This window comes from Paenibacillus faecalis, assembly GCF_900289175.1.
Taxonomy (GTDB): Bacteria; Bacillota; Bacilli; order Paenibacillales; family Paenibacillaceae; genus Paenibacillus_AQ; species Paenibacillus_AQ faecalis.
The window spans coordinates 167,958-190,572 of sequence record NZ_LT985747.1; the positions used below are offsets into that span (position 1 = coordinate 167,958).

General features: G+C 47.0%; 18 protein-coding genes and 1 riboswitch. Of the genes, 2 read left to right on the forward strand and 16 right to left on the reverse strand.

What is annotated here, in order from left to right:
- Positions 1-57: 57 nt before the first annotated feature.
- The 5 genes from pulA to C8268_RS00845 form a co-directional block, all read right to left on the reverse strand.
- The gene (pulA, locus tag C8268_RS00825) at positions 58-2,016 is read right to left on the reverse strand and encodes a type I pullulanase (RefSeq protein WP_106765916.1); all 1,959 of its coding nucleotides are present in this window, start codon (positions 2,014-2,016) and stop codon (positions 58-60) included.
- 12 nt (positions 2,017-2,028) lie between these two features.
- Positions 2,029-3,333 (reverse strand): DUF4129 domain-containing protein, encoded by a 1,305-nt coding sequence (locus C8268_RS00830; RefSeq protein WP_106765917.1) that lies wholly within the window; start codon positions 3,331-3,333, stop codon positions 2,029-2,031.
- A complete protein-coding gene (locus tag C8268_RS00835) occupies positions 3,330-4,433 on the reverse strand; it encodes a DUF58 domain-containing protein (protein WP_106765918.1) in 1,104 nt (367 codons plus the stop codon). The genes C8268_RS00830 and C8268_RS00835 overlap by 4 nt, the downstream gene beginning before the upstream one ends.
- Positions 4,434-4,448: 15 nt before the next feature.
- A complete protein-coding gene (locus C8268_RS00840; RefSeq protein ID WP_234032635.1) occupies positions 4,449-5,426 on the reverse strand; it encodes an AAA family ATPase in 978 nt (325 codons plus the stop codon).
- A 112-nt stretch (positions 5,427-5,538) separates the two neighbouring features.
- The gene (locus C8268_RS00845; protein ID WP_106765919.1) at positions 5,539-5,901 is read right to left on the reverse strand and encodes an antibiotic biosynthesis monooxygenase family protein; all 363 of its coding nucleotides are present in this window, start codon (positions 5,899-5,901) and stop codon (positions 5,539-5,541) included.
- Between the two features lie 96 nt (positions 5,902-5,997).
- Here C8268_RS00845 and C8268_RS00850 point away from each other — a divergent pair, with 96 nt between their 5' ends.
- Complete coding sequence (locus C8268_RS00850; RefSeq protein ID WP_106765920.1) at positions 5,998-6,297, forward strand: hypothetical protein; 300 nt, start codon at positions 5,998-6,000, stop codon at positions 6,295-6,297.
- Positions 6,298-6,403: 106 nt separating this feature from the next.
- On the opposite strand, the gene metE is transcribed toward C8268_RS00850, so the two are convergent.
- From metE to C8268_RS00895, 9 genes are all read right to left on the reverse strand, one after another.
- Positions 6,404-8,704: a 5-methyltetrahydropteroyltriglutamate--homocysteine S-methyltransferase gene (metE, locus tag C8268_RS00855; RefSeq protein ID WP_106765921.1), complete on the reverse strand. Its 2,301-nt coding sequence runs from the start codon at positions 8,702-8,704 to the stop codon at positions 6,404-6,406.
- A 159-nt stretch (positions 8,705-8,863) separates the two neighbouring features.
- A riboswitch (cobalamin riboswitch) is annotated at positions 8,864-9,063 on the reverse strand.
- A 219-nt stretch (positions 9,064-9,282) separates the two neighbouring features.
- Entirely contained in the window at positions 9,283-11,115 is a 1,833-nt protein-coding gene (locus tag C8268_RS00860; RefSeq protein WP_106765922.1) for an adenine deaminase, read from the reverse strand.
- A 235-nt stretch (positions 11,116-11,350) separates the two neighbouring features.
- Positions 11,351-13,150: a flavocytochrome c gene (locus C8268_RS00865; protein WP_106765923.1), complete on the reverse strand. Its 1,800-nt coding sequence runs from the start codon at positions 13,148-13,150 to the stop codon at positions 11,351-11,353.
- 163 nt (positions 13,151-13,313) lie between these two features.
- Complete coding sequence (locus tag C8268_RS00870; RefSeq protein WP_106765924.1) at positions 13,314-14,219, reverse strand: NAD(P)/FAD-dependent oxidoreductase; 906 nt, start codon at positions 14,217-14,219, stop codon at positions 13,314-13,316.
- Between the two features lie 180 nt (positions 14,220-14,399).
- Positions 14,400-15,614 carry a chromate efflux transporter gene (gene chrA, locus C8268_RS00875; RefSeq protein WP_337441772.1) on the reverse strand — a complete coding sequence of 405 codons (1,215 nt, stop codon included), beginning with the start codon at positions 15,612-15,614 and terminating at the stop codon, positions 14,400-14,402.
- A 165-nt stretch (positions 15,615-15,779) separates the two neighbouring features.
- A complete protein-coding gene (locus C8268_RS00880) occupies positions 15,780-17,000 on the reverse strand; it encodes a CynX/NimT family MFS transporter (RefSeq protein WP_106765926.1) in 1,221 nt (406 codons plus the stop codon).
- 164 nt (positions 17,001-17,164) lie between these two features.
- Entirely contained in the window at positions 17,165-17,959 is a 795-nt protein-coding gene (locus tag C8268_RS00885; protein ID WP_106765927.1) for an ABC transporter ATP-binding protein, read from the reverse strand.
- Entirely contained in the window at positions 17,959-18,876 is a 918-nt protein-coding gene (locus C8268_RS00890; RefSeq protein ID WP_106765928.1) for an ABC transporter permease, read from the reverse strand. Before C8268_RS00890 ends, C8268_RS00885 begins: the two co-directional genes overlap by 1 nt.
- A gap of 57 nt (positions 18,877-18,933) precedes the next feature.
- The gene (locus C8268_RS00895; RefSeq protein ID WP_106765929.1) at positions 18,934-19,968 is read right to left on the reverse strand and encodes an ABC transporter substrate-binding protein; all 1,035 of its coding nucleotides are present in this window, start codon (positions 19,966-19,968) and stop codon (positions 18,934-18,936) included.
- A gap of 317 nt (positions 19,969-20,285) precedes the next feature.
- On the opposite strand from C8268_RS00895, the gene trhO reads away from it, so the two are divergent.
- The gene (gene trhO, locus C8268_RS00900) at positions 20,286-21,179 is read left to right on the forward strand and encodes an oxygen-dependent tRNA uridine(34) hydroxylase TrhO (RefSeq protein ID WP_106765930.1); all 894 of its coding nucleotides are present in this window, start codon (positions 20,286-20,288) and stop codon (positions 21,177-21,179) included.
- 79 nt (positions 21,180-21,258) lie between these two features.
- Here the strand turns inward: trhO and C8268_RS00905 are convergent, their stop codons facing one another.
- Together C8268_RS00905 and C8268_RS00910 are read right to left on the reverse strand one after the other, a co-directional pair.
- Positions 21,259-21,507, reverse strand: coding sequence for a YuzB family protein (locus C8268_RS00905; RefSeq protein ID WP_106769786.1), 249 nt, complete (start codon positions 21,505-21,507; stop codon positions 21,259-21,261).
- Between the two features lie 89 nt (positions 21,508-21,596).
- Positions 21,597-22,388: an SDR family oxidoreductase gene (locus C8268_RS00910; RefSeq protein WP_106765931.1), complete on the reverse strand. Its 792-nt coding sequence runs from the start codon at positions 22,386-22,388 to the stop codon at positions 21,597-21,599.
- Positions 22,389-22,615: the final 227 nt, after the last annotated feature.

The window sequence follows — 22,615 nt, forward strand, 5'->3', positions numbered from 1 at the left end:
CAGACGAAGGAGATTGGAAGCATTAAGTATTTGTTGGAAATTGATCAGCGTGCTGATTTACGACTTGGAGACGAGAATGACGGTGCCGATTCCGCTAACTTTTAATGCATGATCATTCAGGCTTTCAACCCATTCCTCTCCAAATAACAACTGCCAGGAGCCCAGCTCCGGAAGTTTCACTTCAACCGCTGCTCTGCCTGCATAATGCAGCACATACAAATGCTTATCAGGATCTCCATTCGCATGATCACGAATCGTGAAAGCAACGGCATGCTCAGGCGCTTCTTCGAAGAATAAATGCTTTCGTATTTCATCCGCACTTGTCATCCGGAAAGCCGGATGCTCCTTGCGAATCTGGATCAGCTGGCGAATGAACTGAGTACCTTCCTTATGTTCAGCCGCCTGATCCCAGTCCAATCGGTTCACTTCATCTCCGGATTTATAACTGTTCTCATCCCCGCCTTTGGTGCGGTAAAATTCTTGTCCAGCATGAAGGAAGGAAATCCCTTGACTGGTCAAAGTCATGGATGAAGCCAACCGGTGCATCGCTCGCCGAAGCTCATCACTCTCTCCCTCGGTAGACAGGACAATTTTATCCCAAAGGGTGTGATTATCATGACATTCTACATAATTTACCGTCTGGTCAGGCTCCATTGCAAATGAATTTATTTCATCGTTATAAGGAATACCGCCAGCAATCCCCGACATGACGAGGGATTCAAAAGCTTTTCCAGAGCTTATAAAGCCTTTCTTTTCGTAAACAAAAATATCCCCTTTAACAGCATCCCGAAACTCATCATTAAAATGAGCGATTCTTGGCATTTTAGCGGCATGCAGCTGATTGGCCCGTTCATCCGGTGCAAGCTCGGTTGCCATATTCCAGCCCTCGCCGATCATCATAATGGAAGGATCGATCTTGTCGAGCTCCTTGCGAATTTCATTCAGCGTTTGTATATCCATCAGACCCATCAGGTCGAATCGGAAGCCGTCGATATGATATTCCTGAACCCAATGCAAAATGGAATCAATTATAAATTTACGCATCATCGGTCTTTCACTTGCCGTATCATTTCCGCATCCAGATCCGTTTGAAAACTTGCCGTCTGCTGTATAGCGAAGATAGTAACCCGGAACGAGCTTCGTGAAATTGACAAGATAACCGTCATACACATGGTTGTACACGACATCCATAATGACCCGAATCCCTTCGTCATGCAGCGTCTGGATCAGCTGCTTCAGCTCCCGGATACGCACATCCGGCCGATAAGGATCGGTAGCATAGGAACCTTCCGGCACATTATAGTTCTTCGGATCATATCCCCAGTTGTACTGAGGCTCGTGCAATCGGGTCTCATCTACACTTTCCGTAGCATAGTCATAAAATGGGAGCAGTTGAACATGCGTTACACCGAGATTTTTAAGATGATCCAGCCCTGTCACAATATTGTCTTTGCCACGGGTTCCTTTTTCAGTCAGACCGAGATACTTCCCTTTGTTCTGCACACCACTGCCGTCATGTATCGTATAATCCCGAATATGCGCTTCATAAATAATAGCGTCCACTGCATTCCCGAACTTGGGCTTATCCTGGGTCCAGCGCTCAGGATCGGTATTTGCCAAATCTATAATTGCAGCACGGTCTCCGTTTACACCAACGGCTTTCGCATAAGGATCAACGGCTTCATTCCACTGGCTGCCGACCCGAACAACATATGTATAAAATTTCCCCGCCATATCGCCTTCAACATGAGCGATCCAAGTGCCCTTCACATCCCGCTGCATCGGAATCTTTGTACCCTCAGGGCTATTCCAATCCTCGTAGAGCATAACAAAGGCTTCACTCGCTGTAGGAGCCCATAAACGAAACTTTGAGCTGGCAGGCGAATAATGGAGTCCCAAATCCGAACCGTCATAGTAAAAAACTTGATCAAACTCCTCTGAAAATACCGAAATCCCTCCGGTTACAGAAAGATCTCCGTAATCGATTGTGACATTGCTTTCTTTTTGTACTGACATGTTGCCCACTCCTTATTGATGTTTAAGCTCCTTGAGGCTGTCTTGCATCTCCTCATCGGTAATCGTACGATGTCCGTAACGAGCTTGTTCGTATAGATGAATAAATTTTTCTGACATCGGTTCCTCGGCTTTACCCCACGCTTTCAGGTCCTGCCCGGTTTCTCTGGGTGTACGAGACTTGTTCCATTGATATCCTTGCTGTATTTTACGAATCAATATCTTTCGATATAGCTTTCTTATTCTGGCTGCATTATGATCGGGTTCACCGTTTCTTTCAGATGATTCACTTCCACGCACTCTGTTGAGCAAACGTTTGAACCGATGAATCGCCTTCTCATGCTCAATTTCTGTTTCTTCATCCACGTAGCCGAGCAAAGCTTCATTGTTCGGTGACCTTGACATTAAACGGTTCATCCAGACAGATATTTTTCTAAGCAAGTTTGGAAGTGATCGGGCGAAACGATACAACAAAAATAGGATCAGAACTGTAACGATCACGTAAAAAACATAAAGTGCCAGTTGCTCGATGAACTCCATCCATGCTGGCGGTGACGCTGCTTCCTCGGAAAAAGGCAGATTGCCGACTTCCGGAAGATTCTCTCGAGGCGGTTCATGGACTTCGGGAGTTGAATTAAACAGTCCCGCAAACCAGGAGGCAATCATTTTTCCTAATGCAGAAAGCCACTGCTGCAATTGAGGGATTAAAACGATCACGCCTATGATGAGCAGCAAAGCAACAATCATCCCCCTGTTTTGCTGAAGCACTCGCCGTTCGATGACGGGGCCTTCTGAGCCGGGAATGGACTGTTCTTCAACAGAATTACGATTCACAATGAACAAAGTAACGATGAGTGCCAGGGCACCTGCCACAGTTAAAATAGAAAAATACGGATCAAACGAAGGGGCAAAGCTCAATACAAAACTGCTTCCGCCATATGCGATCAACCCGATCAAGTAATAGTGCCCAGGAAACAGGGTGTACCAGCTGATATGTTCCATTCGGCCTCCCCGATAGAACGCCGTTATAAAGCTCGGAACCGCTACGAATAGAGCGAGAGATAGGCCAAAGAGCGACATAGATACCAAAACGCCTATAACGCACGCCCAAAAGGCCAGCTTGAAGTATGTGTTTAATCTGAATAACCGGCTGGCTGCAAATCCTCCTGCATATCCGAAGATGAGCACGATCAGCCATACAATCATGTATGATTGACTAAAAAGATACGCCATCGGGATGTACAGGATTGGAAAAAACAACAAACACTCAACCACGCCCTGCCCCATCGCCCGAGGCAAATCCCTGAACAAGGATTTCATATCGCTGCCACCTTCCTTTTCAGGCCCGGCTCCTGCAAAATCGTAACTTGAACCCGGTGTCCCTCCTCCTTAAAACGGTCCAGCATCGATTGCAGACGATCGTTCATATAGGTGCTCAGCACCAAGATATCATGATTTCCATCCAACCGATGAAGTTCCTGTTCCAAATAATCGTGAAAAGAGAGTATGCGGCTTAACTCCAATTTTGCAAGTGATTCATAGATCAACTCCAGCTGTTCATTTCCCCCGGAGACTGGTATATCGATAAATTCAGTTGCTTCTTCCATACTTCCGTTAGAGCCAAGTCCTAATTCCATCCCCTGTGACAATAGATGAGAGGCTATGCCTGCCGCTAAACGAATTCCGTATTCAACCGGTTCAGGGCGGGTAGCTTTGCTCCACATCAACTCATGATCTTCAATGTTCAAATACAGCTTAATCCGATAGTCTGCCGTTGCATCTCGCCTGTGAACCTGCAGAGATCCGCTTCGGGCGGTCGCTTTCCAGTTTATATTGTTTAAGGGATCACCGTCCAGGTATTCTCTGGTTCCTGATCGAAGGAACGGGTCCTCCACAATCCATCTCTTGACAATCATATCTCCCATCCAGGTCTGTACTGGCAAACTCATTTCAGATATATCGAGCGGCTCAGGGTAAACAACCAGCTTACCATCCAGGGGAAAACTTCGAACCACCTTGTGATAGCTAATAAGATCACCTGAGGTCATGGATACCGTGCCTAATCGGTACACGCCCCGCTCAGCTGCCGTCACATCATGTCTTCTGACTATTTTCGTCCATGGCTGCAAGCTGAAAAAGCTTTTGTGATTCTGGTTATACTGTCCTTCACTAATATCCAAATTGCGTTGACCCCGAAAGATGATTCCCATGCGGAACTGCGACTCTACCCGAAGCCATGGTACGGGAAGAAGCTTACGATTTTCAATGACTTCGATCAACTCTAGCGATTCGCCCTCGAAACAGGTTGATACTTTAAATGCGCGGTTATATGTCAGCTTGCGAAGAGCAAACCGTCGAAACAACCCTGCCTGCACCAAAAGAACCACCGCAGCGACCAGAAGAATCCAATATGCTCCCATAAGCTTTCTTTCCTCCTATGGTCTAATATTGTCTTCTGACGGAACCGGCGTCTGCTGCAAAATACGTTTGATCACTTCTTCGGCAGCCCCAGCTTGTCCGCGAGTCCGGGCTGTTCCGCGAAGCAGTATACGGTGTGCCCAGACATCAGATGCCAAGAACTTCACATCATCGGGGGTAACAAAATCCCGTCCTTGCAAAATCGCGTGTACCTGAACAGCTTTGAGCAAAGCTTGACATCCCCTCGGACTGACTCCGGAAGCAACGGATTCATCCTTACGTGTGCGCTCAGCCAATTCCACAATATATTTCAATACATCATCGCTGACAAACATTTTGGCGGCAACCCGTCTTGCCTGCAGCAATTCCTGGACAGAAGCTGCTGCGGCAAGCTGCTCTAGCGGTTGCTCCTCTTTGAAACGCTTTAAAATGAGCACACTCTCATCGGGAGTCGGATACCCCATACTCAGCTTGAAAAGAAAGCGATCCAGCTGCGCCTCTGGCAGCGGGAAGGTCCCTTGCTGCTCCAGCGGATTTTGGGTTGCAATTACAAGAAAAGGATTTTCAAGCTTATGGGTCACTCCATCAATACTAATCTGCCGTTCCTCCATACATTCAAGCAAAACGGACTGGGTGCGCGGCGTTGCCCGGTTAATCTCATCCGCTAACAAAATATGCGTAAACAGCGGACCAGGACGAAATTCAAACTCGGATATTTTCTGATTGAAATAGTAAATTCCGCTTAAATCAGACGGCAGCAAATCAGGTGTAAACTGAACTCGTTTAAACGTACAATCGACTGACCTGGCCATTGACTTAGCCAGCAGCGTCTTGCCTGTACCCGGCACATCCTCCAGCAGAACATGCCCTGCGGTTATTAATGCGATAAACAATTTATCTACAATATCCTCTTTTCCTATGATCACTTTGCCAACATTTGCCCGAACTTTTTGAGACAGCTCGCGAACTGTACTATAATCTGAGATTGTAACCACTCCTTATGTAGACTGCTAACGAAATATAAATTCGCCATTACTGTCTGAAAAACCTGTTTATAAACGAATTCGTTGATGATGCAAAAAATTCCATTGAGCTTATAGCATCTAATTACAGTTCTTCCTCTTCATTAGATAAATCTGCTTGAACCATTTGCTTCTCACGCTCGAATTCCCTTCCCTCGACACGAATATCGATATAATGCTTTACAGTAGGTTTCGGATCGTAGAATGGTTGAAGCAGTGAATTCCATTCCTTATATTCCGGAGATTGGTGTAGTCCGATGGAATGCTCTTTAATGGTATTCCAGCGAATTAGCAAAATATATTCATCTTTGTTCTCGATACATTTATACAGCTCATGCCCAAGGTAACCCGGCATTTTGGAAATAATACCGTATGCTGAGCGAAACACACTCTCAAAATCATTAATAGCTGCAGGTTTGATATACAATGTTGCCGCTTCTAATATCATTTTGACGCCCCCCACTCATATAAAGATAGGTTTGTACATTAACCATGTATATGCTGATATAATAGGAAAGAATACTGAAACGGGGATGAAACAAACATGGCATTTGGCATCTCGAAGCAAGAGCTTAAAAAATGGAAAAAAGCGGTGAGTCAAGGTGAAATCGCATTTCTGACCCACTATTGGTACGATTCCAGATTTCCGCAATATAAGACAGTAACAAAAGTGGGGTGCTCTGATCTGGTCCGTCTGAAGCAGTGGTGTATTGATCACGGACTCGATCCAAAATATATTCATCATCGCATGCCTTACCCGCACTTTGACCTGATCGGCCCCAAGCAGGCTGAAATCCTTCGCAAGGTATCATTGGAAAGTCACATACGACGGTTTAACCTTTGATTGATGCCTGGCAGAACAAACGTTAAAAACCCACCAAACATGTCATCTAACAGATGATTATTGGTGGGTTTTGCATATTAAACTCGATAAAAAACCTGCTGATCTATTAATTTTTTAAAGCAGCGCTATACTTCTGGCGGTATATCTTTGCAGCTTCCACCATATTCCTCAAAGATTTCACCGTTTCATCGGCTCCACGTGTTTTCAGTCCGCAATCCGGGTTAATCCAAAACAGCTCGGGGTCCAAAACAGCGAGCGCTCGGTCAAGCATGCTTACCATCTCTTCAACAGAAGGAACGCGCGGACTATGGATATCATACATACCAAGACCGATGCCTAAATCATAAGTATGATCTTCAAAATGAGAAACGAGCTCGCCATGCGACCGCGAAGTTTCGATCGAGACCACATCCGCATCAAGCGCGCGAATAGAATCGATAATGTCATGGAATTCACAATAACACATATGGGTATGAATCTGCGTTGTATCCCTCACGGTTGACGTAGCCAGCCGGAAAGCGAGCACAGCCTGATGCAAGTAATGTTCATGATCGTCTTTTTTCAGCGGCAGTCCTTCCCTCAGGGCCGGCTCATCCACTTGAATCATTTCGATGCCGCACGCTTCCAGTGCCTCAACCTCCTCCCGGAGTGCAAAAGCGATTTGAAAAGCAACTGTTTCCCGAGGGATATCCTCCCGCACGAAGGACCAGTTCAATATCGTCAAAGGCCCGGTTAGCATCCCTTTTACCGGCTTGCTTGTCAGCGATTGGGCATATTGGGTTTCCCTGACGGTCATCGGTTTCAAAAACTGTACATCTCCGAAAATAATCGGAGGCTTTACACAGCGAGAACCGTACGACTGGACCCAGCCGTTTGAAGTAAAGCCAAATCCCCCAAGCTTCTCGCCAAAAAACTCCACCATGTCCGTCCGTTCGAATTCACCATGAACGAGCACATCCAGGCCCAATTCCTCCTGAATCGTAACCCACTTCTCGATTTCATCCTGAATAAACTGCTGGTAACGTTCAGATGTCCATTCTCCTTTTCTCCATAGCTGACGTGCTTTACGCACCTCTGGAGTTTGCGGAAAGCTGCCGATCGTCGTTGTTGGCAGGAAGGGAAGATGCCATTTCTCCCGCTGCATTTTTCTCCGGACCGAGAAGGGCGATATTCGCTGGGATGGTTCCAGATCCAGCTGGGCAATGCGGGCCTGTACATCCTTTTTGCTGCGGTGAGGCGATTCGTTCAGCAGAGTTACCGCGGAAACTGCAGCTTCCGTTTCTTTATTCAGCCTATCTTTCCCTTCGATTACCGCCCTTTGCAGCAGCTTCACCTCACTCAGCTTTTCTTCAGCAAAAGCAAGCGCATTTTGCAGCACTGGCTCCAGCGCAGTCTCCGCTTTAACGGTAACAGGCACATGAAGCAGACTGCATGACGGTTGAATGATGATCCGTGATTCAGAGACATATTTCGAAATTTCCTCCAGCAGACCAAGCTCATGTTGTAAATCCGCTCTCCAAATTCCGCGGCCATTAATCACACCGGCTCCAAGCACCTTATGTTCCGGAAATCCATACTTCTTCAGTCCAGCCAGGTTCCCTTCCAAACCATGAACGAAATCCAGCCCAATGCCATGAACCGGCAGGGAAATGATTTTTTCATAAAATTCCACCGAATCAAAATATGTCTGCAGCATGATTTTCAACTGTGGAGCCGCTGCGCTTAGCCGCGCATATATTTGTTCGATCAGATCGATATCTTCAGCCGGGATCGTCGTGACCAGTACAGGTTCATCGATCTGCAGCCACTGAACTCCTTCAGCCTGAAGCTCATGAAGCACCTGCTCATACAGAGGCAGCACCTTGTTTACCGCTTGTTCCAGATCCGAGCTGCCATCACCTTTTGACAGCTTGACGAACGTATAGGGCCCAACCAGAACAGGTCTTGTCTCCATATCCAGTTCGCTCTTCGCTTCACGATAAGCCTCCAGCGGACGGTTTGCAGTTAATACTGGATCAGCTTCCCCCCATTCCGGAACGATATAGTGATAATTGGTATTAAACCATTTGGTCATTTCACAGGCAGAGGCGTTGCGGTTCCCCCGAGCCATTGCAAAATAAACAGAGAGCGGGGAAGCTCCTTCGTCTGTCTTAAACCGATCAGGGATGAGACCGAACATATATGCGGTGTCCAGCATATGGTCATATAACGTAAAATCATTTACCGGAATCCAATCGATTCCTTTTTCTTTCTGTGTTCTAAGATGGGACAGACGAATCTGCTTCATCTCCGCAAGGAGCTCTTCTTCACTGATTTTCCCGGCCCAGTGGCCTTCCAGCGCTTTTTTCCATTCCCGGTTCCCTCCAATACGCGGATACCCTAAATTTGCACTCTGTATATTGCTCATTTCCTACCCCTCCCAAGCCATTCGGCATTTTAAAAACCCTTTTATCCTTTCATTGCAACACAAAAAGACATCCATATCCCTTTAAAGACAAGGATAAAGATGCCTCGCATATATCATTTACGCGCGCCTCTTAACACCTCCCTATCTCCCGTAGGTACAGCAGTGTTGTCAGAACAGGCAGGTCTCCTGGCTTCGGTTCATCATCGATAAGGCTGTCTTCCCGATCAGATGGATCAGTGACAATATATGCCCGGACTCTACCGTTACAGTGGCGGGACCGCGCCGGCATTACACCGGACTTCCCTTTTAAGCAGCACCCTCTTTCCTGAAAGCACTGCACCTGTTCCCACATGAATTTTAATTTCATCATACGGTTATTTATAATTTTTACCATCATAATACACGTTATGACATTTGGCAATCACTATTTTATGTTTTCCGATCATGTTTCTTGGGATTGTGTCTCCAAGATAAAAAAACGCCCCGCTCCATCTGTTATGGAAGGGGACGTCCTTCGTCATTATATTGAAAATAGCATCGATAACCTGTAAGAGCGCTATCTTACTAGCGCCAACTCATTATTGTGCGTCTTCCACGAACAATGGCACTTCCACAAACCCTTGCTCCGTCGTCTTAATGAGCCCGATATCAGACAATCGCAGCTCGGGAACGACGATTAACGCAAGCAGCGACAGCGTCATAAACGCATAGTTCATTGTGCAGCCTGCTGCATACAATGCCTCACTGATTGCACGTGACTGCTCTGCAACTTGCTCGAACGGCGCGTTCGACATCAGTCCGGCCACCGGCAGCGGCAGCTCAACAACCTTGTCCGCCGTCACGACGGCGATGCCGCCTTGCATATCAGCAACCATGTTCGCTGCCTTAGCCATCAGCTCATCATCATTCCCGATGACCATCAAGTTGTGGCAATCGTGAGCGACCGTCGTCGCAATCGCCGCCGGCACGTTGAAGCCGACGTCTGACACAAGGCCAAGCGCTTGGTTACCGGTCCCTTTATGCCGTTCAATGACTGCGATTTTGCATAGGCCGTCCTCAACGTTCAAGGCTACGCTACCGTTCTCAATCCGTACGGATACGAGCTGCTCCTTCGTGTCGACGTGGTTCTCCCGCACTTGAATCGCTCTCGCCGTAAGCTCGCCCGATTGCACGGGCGCTTGGATGACAAAATCTTCCGGCGATACAGCCCGCGTAAGGTGAACCGAACGGATCGCCTCTTCCGGATAGTCGAAGTCAGGAAGTTCGACAACCATGCGGCCGTTTTCCGCCACGACTTGTCCAGCAGCGATCGTCATGACAACATTGACGTCCGCTAAGTTGCCATCCAGCATAATGATGTCGGCGAACGAAGCAGGGGTAATGGTGCCGACGTCGCGGGCAACACCGAAGCGTTCCGCCGTATTGATGGTCGCCATTTGGAAAGCCGTCACTGGACGGACGCCTTGTGCAATAGCATGACGCACGACGAAGTCCATGTGGCCTTCATCCACTAGCGATTCAGGGCTACGGTCATCCGTGACCAGAATCATGCGGCGTGTATCGATGCCGTGCTCGGTATGAGCCTTAATCGATTCGGCCACGTCATGCCATGCCGAGCCGCGTCTCATCTTCGCGTACATGCCCCGGCGCACGCGCTCGATGACATCGTCCGCGTTGACGCTCTCGTGGCAACCGGAAATGCCGCTCGCCGCATAGGCATTAATTCTCCAGTCATCAACCGGCCACGTATAGTGTCCGTCGGCGACTCTCCCTGCCCGCAAAGCCGCTTGAATCTCTCCAATCATCTTTTCGTCGCTGAATACGACGCCCGGGAAATTCATCACTTCACCCAGCGCAATCATATCCGGTCCCCAAGTGAAGGCTTCCGCCACTTCCTCCGGACCGATCGACGCGCCGCTTGTTTCCAGCTCGGGTCCCGTTGACGGCACACAGGAAGCAACCTGCATATACGCCGCCAGCGGTGTTGTTCTCGCTTCATCAAGCATAAGCTGCAAGCCAGGCAGACCGAGCACGTTTGTAATTTCATGGGCGTCGAAGAAGCCGCCCGTCGTCCCCTTAACGAGCACCGCTCTCGCGAATTGCGTCGGCGTGATTTGACTGCTCTCAATATGACAATGCCCGTCCAGCAGACCAGGCGCGACATAGCGTCCGCCCGCATCGATGACCTTCGTCGCTTCGCCAATCATATGGCTGGCATCCTTGCCGACAAAAGCAATGCGTGTTCCCTGCACCCCAATAGATATATCGTCTTGAATTTCCCCTGAACAAACATTGACCAACTTCGCATGCTGAATAACAAGTGTTGCCTTCTTATCTCCGCGCGCAGTGGCAATCAGATCAGGTACGCACTCAGCAAGATGAGGCCTTGCAAAGTGATTCAAATTTTCCATATACTCATAGTCTCCTTTGATGAATCTAATAAGTTTTCAGACCTTTACATTATAGGATATTGAGATGTATTTCACAAAGCTAGCTGATTCCCGACTGAGGAGATCTCGTTGAAAGCTGCTCTATCTTCTCTTATAACCTTTCCACGTTATGATGCTAATTTCTCAATAAAATAAGTCAACCAGAACAGAATGTCTGGTTGACTTATTCATGCGACAAAGCCGCAGCTTTTCCTCTTTATTTGGCAACTTGCTGGCCAGCAATACGTCCGAATGTGATAACATCGGCAATCGCATTTCCGCCAAGGCGGTTACTGCCATGGATAACGCCAGTTACTTCTCCGGCGGCATAAAGGCCTGGAATCGGCTCGCCTTTGTCATTCAACACCTCAGTCTCTGTGTTGATCACAAGTCCCCCCATCGTATGGTGCACGGAAGGAACCGCCTTTTGAATATAGTAAGGGCCTTTGCTCATATCCTTCAAGCCTGCACGATGGTTAAAGTCTTCGTCTTTGCCCGATGCGGCAAACTTGTTTACACGATCCACTGTAGTTTGCAGCGCTTTTGGATCGATGTTGAAGAATTTCGCTGCTTCCTCCAATGTTTCAGCTTTATGAAGCAAACCGTCTTTTACAAGCATTTCATACTCATTTTTATGCACTTCAACTGTATTGCTAATGTCACCAATCTCTTGGTTCCAAAGCTGATAAGCATATCCGCCTTCTTGCGCCAATATGGCTTTCGAGATAACGTCACGGCGTTCCAGCTCTTCTACGAACCGCTCGCCACTCTGATTGACCAAGATGGCGCCGTCGAAGCGGCTATCCGCCAGGAGTGAAATAACACCTGTCTTCGGATTACATACCGGATACGTTTGAATGCTTTCCATATTCGTAATTGCAGCGCCAATAGCTTGTGCCATGACGATACCGTCGCCTGTTGTGCCTGGCGCATCTGTTGTCATATATTTCTCATCATATTCCGGATTGTACTGTTTTCTCATCTCAACGTTAGATCCGAAGCCGCCTGTTGCGATGACAACACCTTTATTAGCATGGAACGTTATCTTGTTGCCCTTCGCACCCGTCGCTTCAACGCCAACGACTCGGCCGCTATCGTCAGTAAGAAGCTTCTCCGCCTTAGTGTTTGTCTTCAGCTTAATGCCGACTTCATCCACGCGCTTATCCAGCTTAGTGATGATCTCGGCTCCTGTATGACCTTCCGGAATAAGCGCCCGTTTTACGGAATGTCCGCCGAATTGGAACAAGTTGTCTTCAAGGAAGTTGACCTTCAATTCATTCTTCAGCCACTCAGCAGCTTCTGCTGCATTTTCAGCAAGCACACGCACCATTTCCGGGTCTCCCTTGTTATCCCCGCCTTTAAGCGTGTCCTCCACGAACAATTCGACACTATCCTCAATGCCGAGATTTTTCTGAACCCACGTATTCGGCGCGTTCATCTCGCCACCGGAAATGAGCGTGTTGCCCCCTACGGTTGGCATTTTCTCTAGCAGCACGACTGAAGCTCCCGCTTGCTTTGCCTCCAACGCGGCACTGAAACCAGCACCGCCGGCACCGATGACAACGACGTCATATGTTTGTTCGGCCGGTTCTTCCGCTTGTCCGTTTCCTTCCGCTTGCTTCGCTACAAGCGTCAATCCAGCCTTCGCTACCGCATCCTTCACTGCTTCTATGTAACCTTGACTTGTCACGGTCGAACCGCTAATTGCGTCTGCTTCCGCGCTATTCGTTGCGATTATGATATCTTTCAATTCTTTATAGACAGGTTCGGCCAAAACTTCATTTTCCTTCTGTTCGAGCACCTTAATGTCTTTGATTTCATTGCTCTCAAAAGTTACTTCTACTTTAATCTTTCCGTGTTTACCGTCGCCTTCTCCGATCGAGGTAATGGTCTTTCCTTGTTCCGATCCGTTACTATTGGCTTCTTGAGCATCCTTGCTGCCACTGCCGCATGCAGCCAACATCGCGACTAAACTAAGAATTAGCAGTATAATCCCTGCCTTGCGTATGCTTTTCATGATGTGTAAACCCCTTATCTTTTTTTGTTTCATAGCGAAAAACAATACTGTGCACAGTGCAAATATAATAATAGCACAGTTTCTATTGTCACTATGTGAAAGTTATCACTTTCACATAGTGTAAAAATAGAGGGACTCTGACCGCCCCCCTCTCATTACTTGCTCAGAATCTCATTCGGCTCAGCGCTTTATGAATCCAGATGGCTGCAGTCGCTCCATCCCCCATAGCCACCGTCGTCAGCTGGGAGTGGACACCGAGATCACCGGCAACCCATACATTTTTTACACTTGTCATTTTTGATCTTGGATCGGCCTTTACGTGTCGATTATGCTCAAGCTCTGCTCCCAGCTGTGCTGCAAGTTCAGAATGAACCTGGTTTCCGCCAAAAGAGATAAACCCGCGTTCCGCTGGCAAAGCCTCTCCATCCTCCAGCTTCACCCCCCGGATCATGCCGTCTCCCTGGCATTCGACCTCTACAATTTCCTTCTCTACATAACCGATACCTTTGTCATTTAATTGTTCAATCCGCCCATGATCAACCGCTGTTTTTTCATGATTGATATACGTGATGTCATCGGTTCTGTCCCTTAGTAAAAGAGCCATGTCAGCGCCGGAATTGCCTGCGCCTAGTACGAGCGTTTTGCGGTTTTCGATTTCGTATCCATCACAATCAGGACATACATATATCGTACGGCCAAGTGTAGATACAAGCCCAGGGATATTCGGAAAGCGGTCCGTCAGACCGGTAGCCAGCAAAAGTGTTTTCGTGCTGTATGGTTTGCCGCTCTCGCCGGTAAGCACAAATGAACGGTTGTGTGCTTCCGCCCTTTTTACGGTATCATGAGCAAATTGTACGCCGACAGACTCAGCCTGTTTTTTTCCAAGAGAACGAAGCTTCTCACCTGAAATCCCATCAGGCCAGCCTAAAATATTATGGTAATTCCGGCACAATGTCGATCGCCCTTTTCCGTTATCGATGACAAGAACGTTATATGCACTGTAACGTCCAAGTTGAATAGCTGCCTGCAAGCCGGCAATCCCGCCGCCGACAATAATACAGTCATTCATGCTGATCCCTTCCTTTATAATAATTCTATTCTATACATTAAACAAAACCTGTTCATTTTACTCCTAAGACCATTATTTCCAAAAGCCCATCACTCCAAGCGAATACAAAAAAACGCTCTTCGTCATCTGTTTCAATAGACTAGAGCGTTTCTTCTTCCTTCTACGAATATTCTATAACTATCACAGTACCAATTGCCCTGTGGCAGCTCCAATAACAACGACGACCCAGGGTGGTGTTTTAAAAACCGTGAGCAAGACGAATAAACCTGCAGCCATGATAAACTCTATTGGAGAGGTAACAGAGGATTTCCAGATCGGATCATACAAAGCCGCAAATAGAATACCTACCACGGCCGCATTCATTCCTGACATAACCCGCTGCAGCCTTGCGCTGCGCCGAAAAAGATTCCAGAAAGGCATAACCCCGATGACCAGCAGAAATCCCGGTAGAAAAACAGCTAGAACAGCGACAACAGCTCCAGGAACTCCATGAATAAGAGCACCCAAGTAACCGGCAAACGTAAACAATGGTCCAGGCACCGCCTGGGTAGCCCCATATCCAGTTATAAATTCTTCTTGACTCATCCAGCCGTTTTGCATCATTTCCGTCTCTAGCAGCGGTAAAACGACGTGTCCGCCGCCGAATACAAGAGATCCGGTTCGATAGAAGCTGTCCATTATAGCAATCCACTCATTTCCGCTTAGAAGCTGTGCAACAGGAAGGGCTATCAGCAAAACAGCAAACAAAACGAGGCATACGATGCCCGTCTTGTATCCAATGCGAAAGGTCTCTATTTTATCTGTCACGGGCGGCTCCTGCCTGAATAAAAGCAATCCGGCGAGCCCAGCCGCTCCAATGACGGCAACCTGTATCCATGGAGTCTGCCAGAGCAGTACGGCAGCCATCGCAGCAAACGCAACACTTGCCTGGAGACGGCCGTTGGCCAGCTTGCTGCCCATACCCATAACGGCATGAGCTACAACAGCTACCGCGACTAATTTCAAACCGTGAAGCCAGCCAGATGCGGCCATATCGAAAGTATGCATCATAAAAGCAAAGGCAACGAGCAGCAACACCGATGGCAAGGTGAATCCGGCCCAGGCTATGATTGCACCCCAAACGCCCGCACGCATCGCACCGATTCCGATGCCAACCTGACTGCTGGCCGGACCGGGAAGGAACTGGCATAGTGCCACAAGATCAGCGAACGATTTATCATCCATCCATTTTTTACGCGACACATAAACCTCGTGAAAATAACCTAAGTGGGCAGTAGGTCCACCAAACGAGGTCATCCCCAACTTTAACGCAGTCCACCAGACATTCCATAACTCACGTCTTTGACTGGATATAGAGAGCTGTGGCTTCTCCTCTTTTTGTTGACTTGAAGACAATATCATCCCACCTTTACCATCTTGAATTTCAATATAATCATAGATGATATGATGCAGTTTTGTGTAAACTCAGTGTAAATACGACTTATTGTTTCAAAAAAAAGAGCAGTCAGCTTTTTAGCCAACAGCTCTTTTCGAACTGGAAATACTCGTAAGATGCTGATATTAATTGTCCGATGCAGCAGAAGAAATATATCCCGGTTTGGCCGCACCAAAGCCGAATATAAACAGAACAACAACAACCCCAGCCAAGATCATCAATGGGACATCCCAGCCCCGAGTTAAGTCATGCAAGAAGCCGATCAATATAGGACCTGTAGCTGCAAGCAAATAACCAAGAGACTGCGCCATACCCGACAGTGCTGCCGCCTCTTCTGCAGTTCGGGTTCGCAGCGTAAAGAACATAAGCGCCAAGCTGAAGTTCGTTCCGCCTGAAATGCCGATCAGAATCACCCACAGCAAATTCATAGACTGAATGCCTGCCAAGAGCCCCGCATATCCTGAAAACATACATATCGCGGAAATCAGGACGAGAAGACGCTGATTAGGTCTACGCCCGGCAAGAACCGGGATTATGAATGAAAACGGCAAGCTGACGAATTGCAAAATTGAAAGCATCCAGCCTGCTGCAGCGTAATCCATTCCTTGACTATGTAAAATCTCAGGCAGCCAAGCGACATTCACATAGAATGTGAGCGATTGAAGACCCATAAACAATGTAATAGACCAGGCCAGTTTAGATTTCATTATATTTTTGCCTCTGGACGAAGAGCTGATTGTGCTGACCGGTTCAGCTCCGCGGCGTTGTATGATCCATACGATAATTGCCAGTATAGATAAAGTTGACCACACTACAAGGGAACCTTGCCAGCCCAGCTGCGGTTGTAAAGCGAGCGGTATGCTCACTCCGGAAGCAGTAGCTGCTACCATGTTCATCGACATGGAATAGGTTCCGGTCATTAAACCGATATTCCTTGGAAAGTCCCGCTTCACGAGGCTTGGAAGAAGCACATTCCCCACTGCGATCGCCATGCCCAGAAGTGCAGTTCCCAGCATTAAAGTCCAAGGTGATGATATCGAACGAATCCAAATCCCAAAAGTAAGAACGATCATGCTGAGCAGCAGCGTAGTTTCCATCCCGAATCTTCGGGCGAAACCGGGTGCGAAGGGAGACAGAATGGCAAATGCAATGAGGGGAAGTGTCGTAAGCATCCCTGCCAGTCCATTAGATATCCCAGTGTCTTCACGGATAATACCAATTAAGGGGCCTACAGATGTGATCCCTGCTCGCAAATTAACCGCTACTAAAATAATCCCGGCAAAAAGAAGCCACTTGCGTGCAGCTGATTGCTGGTTCTCGTTTTTGGATGTATAACTTGATGACATCATGCCAAAACTCCCAACTTAAAATAATTCTGACACTAAACCTTATCATAGATATAATCTTTGCAGCAAACAGCCTAGCAAAAGAAAAAACCGCATCTTTCGATGCGGTTCTCCGTTTCATCGATTATTTCTTGGTTTATCACAAATTCATCCGTTAACCATCATTAACCTAACACAAGACGTTCATCAGATAGCTTATGTCCGCTGATCCGTTCAAACTCACCGAGCAGCTCTTCAACCGTTAAATGCTGTTTGCGTTCTTTATCAAAATCAAGGATGATCCGTCCCTTGTCCATCATAATCAGACGGTTGCCAAGCCGTATCGCCTGCTCCATATTATGCGTTACCATAAGCGTTGTCAGCTTGAGTTCGCGCACGATTTCATCGGTAAGGCGGGTAATCAGCTCCGCCCGAGCCGGATCAAGCGCAGCAGTATGTTCATCCAGCAACAAGATTTTCGGTTTGGTGAACGTAGCCATCAGCAGGCTCAATGCTTGCCGTTCACCGCCGGACAGTGTGCCGACCTTCGCTTTCAATCGATTGTCCAAGCCGATGCCAAGCCGCTCAATCTGCTCACGGAACATCTTCCGCTTATCGGCAGTCACACCGATGGACAATCCACGAGCTTGTCCGCGGCGGTACGCCATAGCCAGATTTTCTTCAATCGTCATATGGGGAGCTGTACCTGCCATTGGGTCCTGGAACACACGCCCGATCCATCGGCTGCGTCTGAATTCAGGGAGATGACCGATAGAGTTGCCGTCAATGCTCACTTCACCTGCGTCAGATTTCATAACACCAGAAATAATGTTCATTAATGTAGATTTGCCTGCACCGTTACTCCCAATGACGGTTACAAAATCTCCAGGATGCAAATGAAGGTTCACATCCACAAGGGCGATTTTTTCATTGACTGTACTTGGATTGAACAGCTTGGTTACATTTTTCAATTGCAGCATCAGAACGAACCTCCCTCTGCCTTTCCTTGAACTGTTAACTGTGTGGAGCGTTTACGTGCAAGAGCCCGCTGCTTCATCGATCTTCGCACCGTTGGTACAACCAAGGCAACAATGACGATCAGCGCTGTAATCAGCTTGATATCACTGGACTCCAACCACTCGATTTCATAAGCAGCAGATACGACGATGCGATAAATCATGGAGCCTATGACGACGGCAGCCGTTGTACGAAATACAGAACCCGTTCCTAGTACAGCTTCCCCAATAATAACAGAAGCAAGACCTATTACGATCATGCCGATGCCTGCGCCTATATCAGCAAAGCTCGACTGCTGGGCTACAGCTGCACCCGATAAAGCAACCAATCCGTTAGATAGACTTAATCCGAGCATAGTGGTCGTATCCGTGTTCACGCCAAAGCTCCGGATCATCTGCTTGTTGTCACCCGTTGCCCGTAAAGACAAGCCCAAATCGGTCCGGAAAAAAACATCCAGCAACAGCTTGCCTGCGATGACAATAACCGCCATGAGCAGAATCGGGTCTAAAGTCGAAAAGATGGTGTTTTCTCCGCTCAACGATACGTTCGGTTTGCCCAAAATCCTCATATTAATCGAATAAAGCGCGATCATCATAATAATACCGGACAATAATCCGTTAATTTTCCCCTTGGTGTGCAGCAGCCCCGTACAAGCTCCAGCAAGCAATCCTCCACAGAAAGCTCCTAATGTTGCAAGCCATGGAGAAACTCCGTTGGTGATCAGAACCGCAGCAATAGCCCCGCCCATCGTAAAGCTTCCATCCACCGTCAAATCCGGAAAATTCAAAATTCTGAATGTGATATAAACGCCTAATGCCATAAGAGCGTATAACAGGCCAGATTCAATAGGACTATCTATATTACTCAGGAATTCAATCATGACATGTCCTCCTAAAAGATTAAGCAAGGCGCGGGCAGTGATGTCCGCGCCTTACTGCTATTGAATGATATTATTTTCCGGCTCTTTGACTTCCTTCTTCATCGCGTCGGTTACAGTAATTCCGTAATCAGCGGCGGCTTTGACATTCAGTATCAAATCCAATTGATCAGGAATCGTTACTTTCATATCTGCCGGTTTCTTTCCATTGTTCAGTATTTCTGCAGCCATTTGTCCTACCTGATATCCATGATCAAAATACTTGAATCCTACTGTCGCAAAGGCTCCCTTTTCAACAGTATCCCGGTCGCTTGCGAAAAACGGAATTTTATTGGCTTTAGCCGTTTGAATGATCGTATCTGCAGCACTGACCACGTTATTATCCAGCGTAATATAAAATGCATCTACCTTGCTGGCAAGGGACTCTGCCGCCTGTTTCACTTCTGAACTGTTCGTCACGGCAGCCTTGACCAGCTCAATATCGTATTCCTTCAGAGCTTCCTCGGCGGTCTTGGACATTACAACAGCATTCGGCTCTCCTTCATTAATAATGAGCCCTATTTTCTTTATTTCAGGAAAATGAGTATTGATAAATTTCATCAATTGCTTGGTAGCCTCCGGATTTGTATCTGAAGCTCCCGTAACGTTTCCGCCGGGCTTTTCCAGATCGCTCACCAGCTTGGCATCCAGTGGGTCTGTCACCGCTGCGAACAAGATCGGCGCATCCTTCACTTTATCCGCAACCGCTTGAGCCGAAGGTGTTGCGATCGCGATGATGAGGTCATTCTTGTCATCCTTCAACTTCTGTGCAATCGTATGGTTGTTCGTGGAGTCATTCTGAGCGTTGTTATAATCCAGTTTCAACGTGTCTGGCTCGGAGATTCCTGCATCTTTAAGCGCTGCCATAATTCCTTCACGAGTAGCATCGAGCGAAGGATGCTCGACATATTGCGAAATCGCGATTTTAAACTGCTTCTTCTCTGCATCCCCATCAGAACCCGTTGATGTTGTGTCTGCCCCCGGTTTGCTTCCACAACCTGCAGCTGTCAGCAATAACGCGGACAATATCAACGAAAGCCACATGTTCTTCTTCAAGAAAATAACCCCTCTCTTTACCAAGACATAAATTACTTAGATTACCGACACAAAGCGACAACGCTTAGACGCTTTTATCAATAAAAGCAATAAAGTAAAAAAATATAGTTTTTGAACATCGGTTGATATTATGCATATTTTATATGCAGCAACCAGTTACGTCAATTGAAATTTTTCAAAATTTAAGAAAAAATTAACGATAAACTTTCCTTTTATCCAACTTTCTATACATTTAAGTTGACTAACTAACGAGAATTCACTACAATTTTATAAGTATGTTTTCTAGTTGAAATTTCAAAAAGAACAGGTGATAATTCATGACTGAACAACAGTCCTATCAAATTTTATTATATTATAAGTTTGTACCGATCCCCGATCCTGAAGCTTTCAAGGATGAGCATTTGCAATACTGTAAAGACCTCGGTCTTAAAGGTCGTATTCTCGTTGCTTCTGAAGGTATTAACGGGACCGTATCGGGTACAATTGAACAGACAGAACAGTATATGAAGGACATGAAGTCCAATCCGCTATTTAAAGATATGGTGTTCAAGGTTGACCCTTCCGATGGACATGCCTTCCGCAAGATGTTCGTACGTCACCGGAAAGAGCTTGTTACCTTCCGCGTGGAGCATGAACTAGATCCGAATGAGATCAGCGGGGAACGCTTATCCCCTCAACAATTTTTCGAGCACCTCCAACAAGACGATGTGATCGTACTGGATGGCCGAACAGATTACGAATATGATATCGGCCATTTCAGAAATGCGATTCGTCCCGATGTTGGATCGTTCCGTGAGTTTCCCAAGTGGATTCGAGAGAATATGAGCCAATATAAAGACAAGAAAATTCTCACCTATTGCACCGGTGGTATCCGATGCGAAAAGCTTACCGGCTTTATGTTGAAGGAAGGCTTCAAGGATGTTGCTCAGCTGGAAGGTGGCATTGTAACCTACGGTAAAGATCCTGACGTTCAAGGTCGTCTGTTTGACGGAAAGTGTTATGTATTTGATGAACGTATTTCTGTAAAAATCAACCGTACGGACGAGGATATTATTGTTGGGAAATGCCATCATTGCGGCGAACCTGAGGATCGTTATATCAACTGTGCCAATGATGCATGTCATCTGCAGCATATTTGCTGTGAGAAATGTGAAGAGCTGCATCAAGGTTTCTGCTCAGACACCTGTGAAGAAACCGTTGCTGCGGGCTAAATTAATTAAATACAGAAACGGCATGTCGCTTAAATTAAGCAAACATGCCGTTTTGTTATAGAACGCCCTTGGGGGACGATTAGTTTTCATTATAGACAGCCAACTCTGATTCAATAGCAGCCTTGATTTTGTCTACACATTCTTCCGTCGATTTACCGAACACGCGCTTACCATTGACCAGAGCATAAGGTCTGAGCTTGCATAAGCCGCAGAAGCTCATACAGTCCGTGCGAAGCACGGCAATTTCAGGATACAGATCTTCCAGATGCTCCAAATCCAAGGCGCTCATCAAGTTGCTGTCACAAACTTCCACTACAACGATGCCCATCATGATATTGATCACCTGAATTCTAATATAAGTTACACGTCAGTTTATTATGAAGAATTCAAATCATTTTGTCAATGTAACGAACACGTTTAATGAATCAAAGATTCCGCCCCATCGATATACACTTCAGTTCCTGTAATATGGGAGGACTCGTCCGACGCCAGAAACAGCACCAGCTGAGCCACCTGTGACGCCTGTCCAGGGCCTTGAGCCAAAGGTTGATCTCCTTCCGGATATTCAATGGGAATCGTCACTTCTTTAAGCTCCGGCTTTTCGAACGTCGTTTCATCGATATTCGTCGCTATAGCCCCCGGACAAATGGCGTTAACGCGAATTTGGAATTTGGCCAGCTCCAGCGCAGCCATTTTCATAAAGGCGACTTGACCAGCCTTCGCTGTGCTATAAGCGGAAAAGCCAAAGCTCGTGTAGACCCGATTACCGTTAATTGAGCTCGTAATAATGATGCTTCCGCCCTTTTCCTTTAAATAAGGAATCGCATATTTTACGGTCGCAAACGTTCCTTTTAAATTGGTGTTAATCGTTTTATCCCACTCTTCCAGCTCCATCGTTTCAATCGGTGCTTTCGTCCCATTAATGCCGGCATTGGCAAATACGATATCGATTTTCCCCCAATGTTCGACCGCTTGCTTATAGCATTCCGTTAATGATTCAGGCTGGGATATATCACAATTGCCTGCCAGCGCGATTCCACCCTTTCGTTCAATTTGATCTTTCACTTTCTCCACTCGATCACGATCAATATCAATAAGCAGCATCTTAGCACCGTGTTCAGCCATAAGAAGGGCAGTAGCACGCCCAATTCCTGAACCTGCACCTGTAACAACAGCAACTTTATGATTCAAACGTTTCTCCGATAACATTCGCAAGCCCTCCTTCAATAAGTTAGCATGTAAGAACATATAACCTAACTTTTCAAGGTATGAATCGTTGGAGGCGCTTGCAATTCAAATTGTTTCCACAAACTCATCGAAAACGCAAACTATTCTTTAGTTGAAACAGTGGCTGTCGCAAAAGGTCCATTGACCCGGGGCGGCTCCTTTGTCGGTTCTAAGGACGCTATCGGAACGAAGCATTCCTCCAATCGCTC